Consider the following 12,957-nt stretch of genomic DNA (forward strand, 5'->3'; position numbering starts at 1 on the left):
CGTTCGCTCGCCGGGGTCCGGTCCGCGCCGAGCGCCGCGTCCGTGCGGGGAATCTCGGATGCGCGGGCCGCCGGTGGCCTGCGATGCTGCGGAGCCATGGCATCACGTCGTATCAAACCGAGTCTCTACATCTCCGTCGACATCGAGGCCGACGGCCCGATCCCCGGTCCCTACTCCATGCTCAGCCTGGGCGCGGCGGTGGCCGGGACGCAGGACGCCGACGGGTTCACCGCGGCCGATCCCGAGAAGCAGACCTTCTACCGTGAACTGCGGCCCGTCAGCGAGGACTTCGTGCCCGAGGCGCTGGCGGTTAGCGGTCTCGACCGGGAGCGGCTCAGTGCCGAGGGCGCCGAACCGGCCGTCGCGCTGGCCGAGTTCAGCGCCTGGGTCCAGGAGGTGAGCGCCGGGGCGCAGCCGGTGATGTGCGGCTACCCGGCGTCGTACGACTGGACGTTCCTGTACTGGTACCTGATCCGGTTCACCGGCCGGAGTCCGTTCGGGCACTCGGGGTGCATGGACATGAAGACCCTGTTCGCCACGAAGGCCGGGCTGCCGCTGCGGGCCGTGGTGAAGGGGACCATGCCCCGGGAACTGCTCTCACGGCGCCGCCATACGCATCACGCGCTGGACGACGCCGTGGAGCAGGCCGAGCTGTTCGCGAACCTTATGAGGTGGCCGGGGCCCGGGCCGGCGCAGGACTGAGCTCCTCGCCCGCCTCCATCGGGTGGGTGACGTCATGGGCGTCGCGGCCCTTGCCGAGGTGGTTGAAGACGAGGTTCAGCAGGACCGCCGCGACACAGCCGGTGGAGCTGCCGGAGTCGAGGACGATCCTCGCGGTCTCCGGGAAGGCGTGGTAGAACTCCGGCTCGGTGATCGGGATGATCCCGACGGCCAGGGAGACGGCCACGATCAGGACGTTGTTGTCCTTGTCCAGGCCGGCCCTGACCAGCGTCTGGATGCCGCTGGCGGCGACCGAGCCGAACAGCACCACACCCGCGCCGCCGAGGACCGGGCGGGGCACGACCGCGATCAGCGAGGCGGCGACGGGGCACAGCCCCATCAGGACCAGGAAGCCGCCTCCGGTGGCCACGACGAACCGGCTGCGGATCTTCGTCATCGCCACCAGCCCGATGTTCTGGGCGAAGGCGCTGCACATGAAGCCGTTGAACAGCGGGCTGAGCGCGGAGCCGAGGGTGTCGGCGCGCAGACCGGCGGCGATGGTCCTCTCGTCCGCCGGACGTTCGACTATCTCGCCCAGCGCCAGCATGTCGGCGGTGGACTCGGTCATGGAGACCACCATCACCACGCACATCGACAGGATCGCCGCGAGCTGGAACTGCGGAGCGCCGAAGTGGAACGGCGTGGGGAAGCCGACGATGTCCGCGTCCGCGACCGGGCCGAAGTCCGTGGCGCCCAGCGGGATCGCGATGAGCGTGCCCGCCACCAGACCGAGCAGGACCGCGATCTGCTTGACGAAGCCGCGGGTGAAGCGGCGCAGCAGCAGCACGATCAGCAGGGTGCCGGCGGCCAGGCCGAGGTTCTGGCCCGAGCCGTAGTCGTCGGCCGCGGGACTCGCACCCTGGGCCCAGCCGAAGGCGACCGGGAGCAGGGAGACACCGATCAGGGTGATCACGGTGCCGGTGACCACGGGCGGGAAGAAGCGGACCGTCCGGCTGAAGAACGGGGCGGCGAGGAAGCCCAGCAGACCGGCCACGATCACCGCGCCGAAGATGACCGGCAGGGCGTCGGACCTGTCGTCGGTGGAGGCGACGATGGCGGTCATCGGGGCGACACCGGCGAAGGTGACGCCGTTGACGAAGGGCAGCCGGGCGCCGATGTTCCAGATGCCGAGCGTCTGGAGGAAGGTGGCGAGGCCCGCGGTGAACAGGCAGGCGCCGGTGAGGAAGGTGAGTTCGGCGCCGGACAGGCCTACGGCTGCGCCGACGATCAGGGGCGGGGCGACGACTCCGGCGTACATGGCAGCGACGTGCTGCAGTCCGGTGGTCGCCATCTTGAGGGCGGGGAGTTTCTCGTCGACGGGGTGGGCGGACACGGGCGGCTCCTCCGGTCGGTTGGCACGTCGGCTCTGACGCGGGTTTCAGGGAGGTGGTGCTCGCGGTCGTGCGGGACCGGTGGGGGACGGGAGACCGTCCCCGGGGCGCACGCGTGCCGCACACGCCCCGGGGACGGCCGCCATGGACCCCGCTCGGGTCCACGGCCACCGGACGGGAGCCGTCCCTCCCGGCCGGAGATCATCAACTGGTCAGCCCTGGGCGGCGATCCGTGCCAGACGCCGCGCCTCGTCCCGGGTGGAGCGGGCGACGGCGTCCTCGTCGACGGTGAGCAGACGGCCGTTCTCGACGATCTGCGCGCCGTTCACGAAGGAGGCGGTGACCGGGGCCGCCGCGCCGAATACCAGGGCGGTCACCGGGTCGGCGATGGAGGCGTGGGCGAGGGTGTCCAGCTTCCACAGCACCAGGTCGGCGAGCTTGCCCGGCTCCAGGGAGCCGATCTCGGCCGCGCGGCCCAGCACCTGGGCACCGCCGTACGTCCCGAGGCGCAGGGCCTGGCGGGCATTGAGGGCGGCCTCGCGGTGGGCGCCGAGGCGGTTGATCAGCAGGGCGTTGCGCAGTTCGGTGTGGAGTTCGCCGGACTCGTTGGAGGCGGTGCCGTCGACGCCGAGGCCGACGGGGACGCCGGCGGCGAGCATGTCGGGGACGCGGGCGATGCCCGCCGCGAGCCGGGCGTTGGAGGACGGGCAGTGGGCCACACCGGTCCTCGTGCGGGCGAAGGCGGCGATGTCGGAGTCGTTCATATGGACGCAGTGGGCCATCCACACGTCCTCGCCGAGCCAGCCGGTGGACTCGAAGTAGTCGGTCGGGCCCATGCCGAACAGCTCGTGGCAGAACTTCTCCTCCTCCACCGTCTCCGAGCCGTGGGTGTGCATGCGCACCCCGAGGCGGCGGGCGAGTTCGGCGCCCTGCCTGAGCAGTTCGGTGGAGATGGAGAACGGGGAGCAGGGGGCGACGGCGACCTGGGTCATCGCGCCGAAGGAGGCGTCGTGGTGCTCCTTGACGGTCTCCTCGGTCGCGGCGAGGGCGCCCTCCAGGGTCTCCACGGCGAAGTCCGGCGGCAGGCCGCCGTCCTTCTCACTGCGGTCCATGGAGCCGCGGGCGAGGGTGAAGCGGACGCCCATGTCGCGGGCGGCACCGATGATCGCGCCGGACAGGTCGCCGGAGTTGCGCGGGTAGACGTAGTGGTGGTCCATGGCGGTGGTGACGCCGCCGCGGGCCATCATGGCCAGCGAGCCCTGCGCGGCCGCGCGGACCATCTGCTCGTCGATGCGCGCCCAGGTGGGGTAGAGGGCGACGAGCCAGTCGAAGAGGTTGTGGTCGGTGGCCAGACCGCGGGTGATCCACTGGTAGAAGTGGTGGTGGGTGTTGACCAGGCCGGGGGTGACCAGATGCCCGGTGGCGTCGATACGGCGGACGACGTTCTCCAGGCCCTCCGGGGCCCGTCCCGCGCCGAGCGACTCGATACGGTTGTCCGCGACGACGATGTGGCCCGTGGCGTACTCGGTGTCGCTCGCGTCCACGGTCGCGATCGAACAGTTCTCGATGACGATGCGCTGGGCTGCTGCCATGGTTCGCCCCTTTTCACGATGGTGCGCTCGGGTGGGAGAGGGCACGGCAGGACCCCGGAAGATTTGAGTGCCGCGGCCGGGGGGCCGGAAGGGCCCGCCCGCCCGGCCGCGGGTGCCGAAATTCAGTTGCCGGCTTGCAGGTTGGTGAAGGCCACCGGGAACTCGGTCGCCGGCCTACAGGTTGGTGAGGTCCACCGGGATCCGAGGCTCGCAGCCGTCCCGCAGGATGGTCGCCTCGATCAGGCCGTAGGGCCGGTCGGCGGCGTAGTAGACCTCGTTGTCGTTCTTGAGGCCGAACGGCTCCAGGTCCACCAGGAAGTGGTGCTTGTTCGGCAGGGAGAAGCGGACCTCGTCTATCTCGCTGCGGTTGTTGATGATGCGCGAGCCCATCTGGTACAGCGTCTGCTGGAGCGAGAGCGAGTAGGTCTCGGCGAAGGCCTGGAGCATGTGCTTCCTCGTCTGCTCGTAGGACTTCTCCCAGTTGGGCATCTTCTGCTCGTCGTCGGTCCAGTTGAACCGCCAGCGGCCCGACACCTGGGTGGCCAGGATGCGGTCGTGGGCCTCCTTCAGTGTCGTGTACCTGTCCTTGACGTAGCCCCAGAACTCGGAGTTGGTCGAGTTCATCACGACCAGGTCCTTCAGACCGGAGACGACCTCCCACGACGAGCCGTCGTAGGTGACCTGGGTGACGCGGACCTCCTGGCCCTTGCGTACGAAGGAGTGCTTGACCTCGTCGGCGCCGATGAACCTCGAGTTGGCGTCCGAGGTCGCGATGCGCTCCCAGGAGTACTCCTCGATGCGGATGCGCGCGCGGTGGATCGGCTCCTGCGAGGTGACGAAGTGGCGGGCGAGGTGGATGCCGAACTGCTCGGCGGACTCGATCCCGTGCTCCTTGGCGAACGCGAACACCGTGTTCTTGGTGGTGTCGGTCGGCAGGACATTGGCGTTGGAGCCGGAGTAGTGGACCTCGTCCATGTCGCCGCTCAGCGCCACGGACACGTTCAGGTCCTTGATGTGATGGGTGGCGCCGTCCCGCGTGATCTTGACGACGCGGTTCTCGGCCTTGCCGTACTGGTTCTGTCCCAGCATCACAGGCTGCCCGGGGCGGGAATTGATGGTCATCTAGCTAGCTCCCTCGGTAAACGGAGTAGCCGAACGGATTGAGCAGCAGCGGTACGTGATAGTGCTCCCCGGGGTTCACGGCGAAGGTGATCGCCACCTCGGGGAAGAACACGGCACCGCTGTCCCGGTTCGCGGGGGCGTCCTGCTGCGCATCGGCTTGCTTCTTCGCAGATTCTGCAGATTCCTCGAAGTACCGCTCCACCGCGAAGTCGAGCCGTACCTGGGTCGTCCCCTCCGGCAGGTCCGGAAGGTCCTTGCACCGGCCGTCCGCGTCGGTCGCGGAGCCGCCGAGCGCCTGCCAGTCCGCGTGCCGCCCGGTGCGGGCGGAGAGCAGGACGGCGACGCCCTCGGCGGGGCGGCCGACGGAGGTGTCCAGGATGTGCGTGGACACGGAGGCGGTGGTGCTGGTGCTCATGCTCAGGCGTCCTCTTCGACGAGTCGGGCCAGTCGGATGCGGTTGATCTTGCCCAGCTCGGTGCGCACGGTCTCGCGCTCCCGCTCTGGCGAGTTGCCGATCCGCTCCTTGACCGCGTCGCGCATCTGCTCGCCGGTCCGGCCGGAGGCGCAGATGAGGAAGACATGGCCGAACCTCTCCTGGTACGCCAGGTTCAGTTCGAGCATCTCCGCCCTGAGTTCCTCGGACGCGCCGGCCATGCCGCGCTGCTCGCGCGCCGAGGTCGGGTCACCGGGCTTCGGGCGGCCGATCGGCGGATGGCCGGCCATCGCCTCGGCGAGGTCCTCGGCGCCCAGCTCGGCCATGGCGGCGTCACTCGCGGCGTAGAGATCGTCGGGGGCGGTGTACGGGCGGGCGGCGAGCAGCCGTCGCACCCACGCCGTGGAGGCGCACGCCTCGTGGAGCGCGGCGAAGGCCGCGTCCTCCCCGAGGGTGTTGAACCGGGCCAGGCCCGGCGTGGAAGTGGAAGTCACGGGAGCCTCCGTGGCCGGAAACCGGCCTTCGTGCTGAACGGGCTGCGGATAGCTAACGCCCTCCGAAACGCCACGTCAACACTTTGTTGAAAATTCCGGGTTACGGAACCGGGTCCCCGGCCGGCCCCGACCCCACCCGCCGGATCGGGCCTCCTCGCACCGGACCGGACCCCTCCGCGGATCAGGCGTCCTTGTCCCGGTTCAGATAGTTGTAGACGGTGAACCGGCTGACGCCGAGGGCGCTCGCCACCGTCTCCACACCGTGCCGTACGGCGAAGGCGCCCCGCGCCTCCAGGATCCGCACGACCTCCTGCTTGGCCTTGCGGTCCAGGTCGGCGAGCGGCTTGCCCTTCTTGCGCTCCATCGCGGCCAGGATGTGGTCCAGCGAGTCGGCGAGCTGAGGCAGCCGCACGGCGACGACGTCCACCCCCTCCCAGGAGAGCACGACATCGTCCGGGCCCGCCTCGTCCGGCGGGATCAACGCGCCGCCCATGGCGTCGACCAGCGGTTTCACCGCCGTGATGAAGGGCTCGTCCGTACTCACTCGGCGCCCTCCGCGATCACGTTGACCTGGAGCGAGACCCGGGTTGCGCCCGCGTGCAGGGACTTGCGCAGCAGCGCGTCCACCGCGGCGAGGACCGCGTCGGCGCCGCCCTCCGCGGTGTTGCCGAAGGGGCCGACGTCCACCGCGTCCAGCTCCGCCGCCTCGATCACCGCACGGGCGGCCAGCGCGTGCGCCGGGGCCTCGTCGAGGTCGAACGGCTCGGTCGTGAACTCCACTCTCAATCGCACGCGCACAACCTAACGCGCGGTGACGTTCCCGGCGGCCCCTCTTGCCCGACCACTCTTGCCGACCCCTCTTGACAAGCCGCGACACCCGACGGCAATCTTCCAATAAGCAGAAACTAACTTCCGCAATACGGAATCTCGACACGGAAGGAGCGCGGCCCCCATGGGATTCGACGACCAGCGCTTCAATGTCAACCTGTCGATCCTCTTCACGGAACTCCCGCTCCTGGAGCGCCCCGCGGCCGCCGCCGCGGCCGGCTTCACCGCGGTCGAGCTGTGGTGGCCCTGGATCGACACCCCGACCCCCGGGCGGTCCGAGCTCGAGGGCCTGAGGAAGGCCGTCGAGGACGCGGGCGTACAGCTCACGGGCCTGAACTTCTACGCCGGTCGGTTGCCCGGCCCGGACCGGGGCGCCCTGTCGGTGCCCGGCGAGGAGTCCGAGCGCTTCCGCGCCAACGTCGAGGTGGCGGCCGGTTTCGCCCAGTCCCTCGGCTGCACGGCGCTCAACGCCCTGTACGGCAACCGCGTCGAGGGCGTGGACCCGGCCGAGCAGGACGCGCTGGCGCTGGAGAACCTGGCGCTCGCGGCACGGGCGGCCGACCGGATCGGCGCGGTCCTGCTGATCGAGGCGCTGAACCGGCCCGAGTCGCCGCTGTACCCCCTGGTGAGCGCGCCGGCCGCGGTGGCGGTCGTGGACCGGGTCAACGAGGCCACCGGCCTCGGCAACGCCCGCTTCCTCATGGACCTCTACCACCTGGCCATGAACGGCGAGGACCTGCCCTCGGTGATCGAGACGTACGCCGCGAAGACCGGGCACGTCCAGATCGCCGACAACCCCGGCCGCGGAGCCCCGGGCACCGGCTCACTCCCCCTCGCGGACCTGCTCGGCCGGCTCCGCAAGGCCGGTTACGACGGCTGGGTCGGCCTCGAGTACAAGCCGGGCGACCGCCCGAGCGCCGAGGCCTTCGACTGGCTTCCCGCCGAGGCCCGCGCGGCCCGCTGACCACCACCGCTTTCCAGAAAGGCCCTCACCGTGAGCAACACCCTTCCCAAGATCGCCTGGATCGGCCTCGGCATCATGGGCTCCCCCATGTCCGAGAACCTGATCAAGGCGGGATACCAGGTCACCGGCTTCACCCTGGAGCAGGACAAGCTGGACCGGCTGGCCGCCGCCGGCGGGACCGTGGCCGGTTCGATCGCCGAGGCGGTCGCGGACGCCGACGTGATCATCACGATGGTCCCCGCCTCCCCGCAGGTCGAGGCGATCTCCTACGGCCCCGCGGGCATCCTGGAGAACGCCCGCCCCGGCGCCCTGCTGATCGACATGTCCTCGATCACCCCGCAGACCTCCGTCGACCTGGCCGCGGCCGCCCGCGACAAGGGCATCCGCGTCCTGGACGCCCCGGTCTCCGGCGGCGAGGCCGGTGCCGTCGAGGCCGTGCTGTCCATCATGGTGGGCGGCGCGCAGGCCGACTTCGACGAGGCCGGGCCGGTCTTCGACGCCCTCGGCCGGACCGTGGTGCTGTGCGGTCCGCACGGCTCGGGCCAGACCGTGAAGGCCGCCAACCAGCTGATCGTCGCCGTGAACATCCAGGCGTGCGCCGAGGCCGTGGTCTTCCTGGAGAAGTCGGGCGTGGACCTCAAGGCCGCGCTGGACGTCCTGAACGGCGGCCTGGCGGGCTCGACCGTGCTGACGCGCAAGAAGGACAACTTCCTCGCCCGCGACTTCAAGCCGGGCTTCCGGATCGACCTCCACCACAAGGACATGGGCATCGTCACCGACGCCGCCCGCAACGTCGGCGCGGCCCTGCCGGTCGGCGCGGTCGTCGCCCAGCTCGTGGCGTCACTGCGCGCCCAGGGCGACGGCGGGCTGGACCACTCGGCCCTGCTCCGGGCCGTCGAGCGCCTGTCCGGCGCCCGGGTCTGACCGGCGCCCGTCACCAGGCTTCCGGGCGGCGCCGCCGCCGACACATGTCCTGTCGCGCCCAGGCGGGGGCGCCGCCCGGAATCAGCTTCAACAAACTGTTGACGCTCTGTCCGCCCAATTCTAGGCTCCACGAAGCGGAAACATATTTCCGCTGACACTCGCACGGAAGGTCCCCGATGTCGAAGTGCGTGCTCACGACCGAGTCCGGCGCCCCGGTCGCCGACAACCAGAATTCCGCCTCCGCCGGCGTCGGCGGCCCGCTGCTGCTCCAGGACCAGCACCTGCTGGAGAAGCTGGCCCGCTTCAACCGTGAGCGCATCCCGGAGCGCGTCGTGCACGCCCGTGGTTCCGGCGCGTACGGCTACTTCGAGGTGACCGACGACGTCACCGGGTTCACCCACGCCGACTTCCTCGCCGAGATCGGCCGCCGTACCGAGGTGTTCCTGCGCTTCTCCACGGTCGCCGACTCGCTCGGCGGCGCGGACGCGGTGCGCGACCCGCGCGGCTTCGCCGTCAAGTTCTACACCCGCGAGGGCAATTACGACCTGGTCGGCAACAACACCCCGGTGTTCTTCATCAAGGACCCGATCAAGTTCCCGGACTTCATCCACTCGCAGAAGCGCGACCCGTTCACGGGCCGTCAGGAGCCGGACAACGTCTGGGACTTCTGGGCGCATGCCCCCGAGGCCACGCACCAGGTGACCTGGCTGATGGGCGACCGCGGCATCCCCGCCTCGTACCGCCACATGAACGGCTACGGCTCGCACACCTACCAGTGGACGAACGCCGACGGCGAGGCCTTCTTCGTCAAGTACCACTTCAAGACCAACCAGGGTGTCCGGAGCCTGAGCGGCGAGCAGGCCGCGGAGACGGCGGGCAAGGACCCGAACTCCCACCAGACGGATCTGCTCCAGGCCATCGAGCGGGGCGTGCACCCGTCCTGGACGCTGCATGTGCAGCTGATGCCGGCGGCCGAGGCGGCCGAGTACCGCTTCAACCCGTTCGACCTGACCAAGGTGTGGCCGCACAAGGACTACCCGCTGCGGCGGGTGGGCCGCCTGGTCCTCGACAGCAACCCGGACAACGTGTTCGCCGAGGTCGAGCAGGCCGCGTTCTCCCCGAACAACTTCGTGCCCGGCATCGGCCCGTCGCCCGACAAGATGCTCCAGGGCCGGCTGTTCGCCTACGCCGACGCCCACCGCTACCGCCTCGGCGTCAACCACACCCAGCTCGCCGTGAACGCGCCCCGGGCGGCCACGGTCGAGAACTACGGCCGTGACGGACTGATGGCGTCCAACGCACAGGGGCGCGGGGCGAAGAACTACGAGCCGAACTCCTACAACGGCCCGGTGGAGACCGGTCGTCCGCTGTCGGCGCCGTTGGCGGTGGCCGGGTACACCGGCACGCACGAGGCCCCGCAGCACACCAAGGACGACGACTTCTTCCAGGCGGGTGAGCTGTACCGGCTCATGTCCGCCGAGGAGCGGTCCCGTCTGGTCGCGAACATCGCCGGCAGCCTGTCCCAGGTCTCCCGCGACGACGTGATCGAGAAGAACCTCGCTCACTTCCACGCCGCCGATCCCGAGTACGGGCGGCGGGTGGAGCAGGCGGTCCGCGCGCTGCGCGAGGACTGACCTCGACAGACCGCGTCCGGGCCTCGACGGGAGGTCGGGTTCGGGCGCACGGCCCGCGGCACCGGTGATCCGGATGAGGGGTGATCGCCGGTGGTGCGGGCAGGGCGTGGGCCGCGGCGGAGTGCGAGCCAGTGCGGTGGTGAAGGTGCGGGTGTCTTCTCTTGACCTGAGGGAGGAGGGGCCCGGAGCCGTCGCACCCGTCGCGGTCCCGGTTCTTGCCCACCAGATTCCGTCCGGCGGCGCGAATGTCCTGTCGCGCCCAGCCTCGTGCCGTCGGGCGGCCATAACTCTCCGAACGCGCCGACGGCCCCCGCCTCCGGCGCGTTCAGCCGTCTCCGGGGGCGGCCCAGTCCCCTTCGCACAGTTCCCCGCGCCCCTTGAGAAGCGGGTGCGTTCCGAAGTCTTTCGGGTCCGGCCCGTCCCGGGTCGCTCGCGCAGTTCCCCGCGCCCCCGAAAAGCCGGGTGCGGGCCACGCACAGTTCCTCGCACCCCTACGGGCCGCAGGCACCCGCACCCGACAACGGCGAGACCCCTACTCAGGGGCGCGGGGAACTGCGCAAGCAACCCACCACAAGCCGCACACGACGAACGACAGCCACCCACCCAAAGGGGCGCGGGGAACTGCGCGAACAGGCCACCACAGCCCGCACACGACGAACAACGCCCACCCACCCAAAGGGGCGCGGGGAACTGCGCGAACGGGTCGGCACGGGCCGCGCACGACGAACGACGGTCACCCACCCAAAGGGGCCGCGCGAGGTCGCGCCGTGGGGGGCCGCGGGGGAAGCTGGAGGCATGGCGCGCCACCCACGACCCCCGCACCCGCACGTCGTGGTGCACCCCCCGGCCCTCGACGGCTCCCGGAGGGTCACCGCCGACGACCACCCCCTCGGAGTCGCCTCCCACCTCGACGACGTCGTCGAGATCCTGCGGCTCGCCGACCTGGACCGGATCGAGGTCGAGGAGGAGGACCTCATCGAGTGGCAGGGCGGCGGCCCGGAGGACTGGCCGGGGCTGTCCGAGCACGACGCCCCGTAGACACGGCGAAGCAGACACGGCGAAGCAGACACGGCGAAGGGCCCGCGCGATACCGCGCGGGCCCCTTGCACACGGCCAGGTGGTCAGACCTTGAGGGGCCTGATCGCCGTCGGCGCGTGCCCCGGCTCCGTGGCGACGTCCTCGAACTCCACGACGTTGCTGATGTCGTTCGTGCCGGACATGGAGATGTTGGTGACCCGCTCCAGGATCGCCTCGACGACCACCGGCACCCGGTACTCGGCGGCGAGCTTCTTGGCCTCCTCGAACGCCGCCCCCAGCTCCCCCGGATCGGTCACCCGGATCGCCTTGCAGCCGAGCCCCTCGGCGACCTTGACATGGTCGACGCCGTACACGCCCAGCTCGGGCGAGTTGATGTTCTCGAACTCCAGCTTGACCTGGAAGTCGATGTCGAACGCCCGCTGGGCCTGGCGGATCAGGCCGAGATAGGAGTTGTTCACCAGGACATGGACGTACGGGATCCTGTGCTGGGCGCCGACGGCCAGTTCCTCGATCATGAACTGGAAGTCGTAGTCGCCGGAAAGGGCGACGACGGACGCCTGCGGGTCGGCCTTGGCGACGCCGAGCGCGGCCGGGACGGTCCAGCCGAGAGGGCCCGCCTGCCCGCAGTTGATCCAGTGGCGCGGGCGGTAGACGTGCAGCATCTGCGCGCCGGCGATCTGGGAGAGCCCGATCGTGGTGACGTAGCGCGTCTCGGGGCCGAAGGCCTTGTTCATCTCCTCGTAGACGCGCTGCGGCTTGATCGGGATGTCGTCGAAGTGCGTACGCCGCAGCAGGGTGGCCTTGCGCTCCTGCGCGGACGCCGCCCAGGCGGAGCGGTCGGGCAGCTCGCCGGCCGCCTTCGACTCCCGCGCCACCTCGACGAACAGCTTCAGTGCCGCCTTGGCGTCGGAGGCGATGCCGTAGTCGGGCGCGAAGATCCTGCCGATCTGGGTGGGCTCGACGTCGACATGGACGAACTTGCGGCCGGCCGTGTAGACGTCCAGCTTGCCGGTGTGCCGGTTGGCCCAGCGGTTGCCGATGCCGAGGACGAAGTCGGACTCCAGGAAGGTCGCGTTGCCGTAGCGGTGCGAGGTCTGGAGGCCGACCATGCCGGCGTTCAGCTCGTGGTCGTCGGGCAGGGTGCCCCAGCCCATCAGGGTCGGCACGACCGGGATGCCGGTCAGTTCGGCGAACTCCACCAGCAGATCGCTCGCGTCGGCGGAGACGACACCGCCGCCGGCCACGATCAGCGGGCGCTCGGCGGCGTTGAGCATGCCGAGCGCCTTCTCGATCTGGGCGCGCGTCGCGGCCGGCCTGTAGACGGGCAGCGGCTCGTACGTCTCGGGGTCGAACTCGATCTCGGTGAGCTGGACGTCGATCGGCAGGTCGATCAGGACCGGCCCGGGACGGCCGGAGCGCATCAGGTGGAAGGCCTGCTGGAAGACACCGGGGACCTGGGCGGCCTCCAGGACGGTGATCGCCATCTTGGTGACCGGTTTGGCGATGGAGGCGATGTCGACCGCCTGGAAGTCCTCCTTGTGGATCACCGCGGTCGGCGCCTGGCCGGTGATGCACAGGATCGGGATCGAGTCACCGAGGGCGGAGTACAGGCCGGTGATCATGTCGGTGCCGGCCGGGCCCGAAGTGCCGATGCACACACCGATGTTGCCCGGGTGCGTGCGGGTGTAGCCCTCGGCCATGTGCGAGGCGCCCTCGACATGGCGGGCGAGGGTGTGGGTCACGCCCCCGGCGGCTTCGAGTGCCGCGTAGAAGGGGTTGATCGCCGCGCCCGGGACACCGAACGCGTTGGTGACGCCCTCGCGCTTGAGGATCTCGACTGCCGCGCGGGCAGCGGTCATACGAGCCATGGATTACTC

The 12,957-nt window shown here is 70.3% G+C and carries 13 protein-coding genes; 5 read left to right on the forward strand and 8 right to left on the reverse strand.

Annotated elements, in window-relative coordinates:
* Positions 1–96: 96 nt before the first annotated feature.
* Positions 97–702 (forward strand): 3'-5' exonuclease, encoded by a 606-nt coding sequence (locus ACZ6SQ_RS20360; protein WP_469563868.1) that lies wholly within the window; start codon positions 97–99, stop codon positions 700–702.
* On the opposite strand, the gene ACZ6SQ_RS20365 is transcribed toward ACZ6SQ_RS20360, so the two are convergent.
* The 7 genes from ACZ6SQ_RS20365 to ACZ6SQ_RS20395 form a co-directional block, all read right to left on the reverse strand.
* A complete protein-coding gene (locus ACZ6SQ_RS20365; RefSeq protein WP_469563871.1) occupies positions 665–2,053 on the reverse strand; it encodes a nucleobase:cation symporter-2 family protein in 1,389 nt (462 codons plus the stop codon). The genes ACZ6SQ_RS20360 and ACZ6SQ_RS20365 overlap by 38 nt on opposite strands.
* Positions 2,054–2,263: 210 nt before the next feature.
* Positions 2,264–3,643 carry an 8-oxoguanine deaminase gene (locus tag ACZ6SQ_RS20370; RefSeq protein ID WP_469563874.1) on the reverse strand — a complete coding sequence of 460 codons (1,380 nt, stop codon included), beginning with the start codon at positions 3,641–3,643 and terminating at the stop codon, positions 2,264–2,266.
* A gap of 174 nt (positions 3,644–3,817) precedes the next feature.
* Positions 3,818–4,765: a factor-independent urate hydroxylase gene (gene pucL, locus ACZ6SQ_RS20375; protein WP_469563877.1), complete on the reverse strand. Its 948-nt coding sequence runs from the start codon at positions 4,763–4,765 to the stop codon at positions 3,818–3,820.
* A 4-nt stretch (positions 4,766–4,769) separates the two neighbouring features.
* Complete coding sequence (gene uraH / locus ACZ6SQ_RS20380) at positions 4,770–5,180, reverse strand: hydroxyisourate hydrolase (protein ID WP_469563880.1); 411 nt, start codon at positions 5,178–5,180, stop codon at positions 4,770–4,772.
* A 2-nt stretch (positions 5,181–5,182) separates the two neighbouring features.
* Positions 5,183–5,692, reverse strand: a complete 510-nt coding sequence (gene uraD / locus ACZ6SQ_RS20385; protein WP_469563883.1) for a 2-oxo-4-hydroxy-4-carboxy-5-ureidoimidazoline decarboxylase — start codon at positions 5,690–5,692, stop codon at positions 5,183–5,185.
* 181 nt (positions 5,693–5,873) lie between these two features.
* Complete coding sequence (locus ACZ6SQ_RS20390) at positions 5,874–6,185, reverse strand: helix-turn-helix domain-containing protein (RefSeq protein WP_469564063.1); 312 nt, start codon at positions 6,183–6,185, stop codon at positions 5,874–5,876.
* A gap of 47 nt (positions 6,186–6,232) precedes the next feature.
* The gene (locus ACZ6SQ_RS20395) at positions 6,233–6,484 is read right to left on the reverse strand and encodes a hypothetical protein (RefSeq protein ID WP_386381456.1); all 252 of its coding nucleotides are present in this window, start codon (positions 6,482–6,484) and stop codon (positions 6,233–6,235) included.
* 160 nt (positions 6,485–6,644) lie between these two features.
* Here ACZ6SQ_RS20395 and ACZ6SQ_RS20400 point away from each other — a divergent pair, with 160 nt between their 5' ends.
* From ACZ6SQ_RS20400 to ACZ6SQ_RS20415, 4 genes are all read left to right on the forward strand, one after another.
* Complete coding sequence (locus ACZ6SQ_RS20400; RefSeq protein ID WP_469563886.1) at positions 6,645–7,484, forward strand: TIM barrel protein; 840 nt, start codon at positions 6,645–6,647, stop codon at positions 7,482–7,484.
* Positions 7,485–7,514: 30 nt separating this feature from the next.
* Positions 7,515–8,408 carry a 2-hydroxy-3-oxopropionate reductase gene (locus ACZ6SQ_RS20405; protein ID WP_469563889.1) on the forward strand — a complete coding sequence of 298 codons (894 nt, stop codon included), beginning with the start codon at positions 7,515–7,517 and terminating at the stop codon, positions 8,406–8,408.
* 176 nt (positions 8,409–8,584) lie between these two features.
* Positions 8,585–10,042, forward strand: a complete 1,458-nt coding sequence (locus ACZ6SQ_RS20410; RefSeq protein ID WP_469563892.1) for a catalase — start codon at positions 8,585–8,587, stop codon at positions 10,040–10,042.
* A 795-nt stretch (positions 10,043–10,837) separates the two neighbouring features.
* Positions 10,838–11,080, forward strand: coding sequence for a hypothetical protein (locus ACZ6SQ_RS20415; protein ID WP_469563894.1), 243 nt, complete (start codon positions 10,838–10,840; stop codon positions 11,078–11,080).
* An 83-nt stretch (positions 11,081–11,163) separates the two neighbouring features.
* Here the strand turns inward: ACZ6SQ_RS20415 and gcl are convergent, their stop codons facing one another.
* Positions 11,164–12,948: a glyoxylate carboligase gene (gcl, locus tag ACZ6SQ_RS20420; RefSeq protein ID WP_469563897.1), complete on the reverse strand. Its 1,785-nt coding sequence runs from the start codon at positions 12,946–12,948 to the stop codon at positions 11,164–11,166.
* Positions 12,949–12,957 lie beyond the last annotated feature (9 nt).

The sequence above is a fragment of the Streptomyces sp. NPDC048600 genome, from assembly GCF_055587025.1.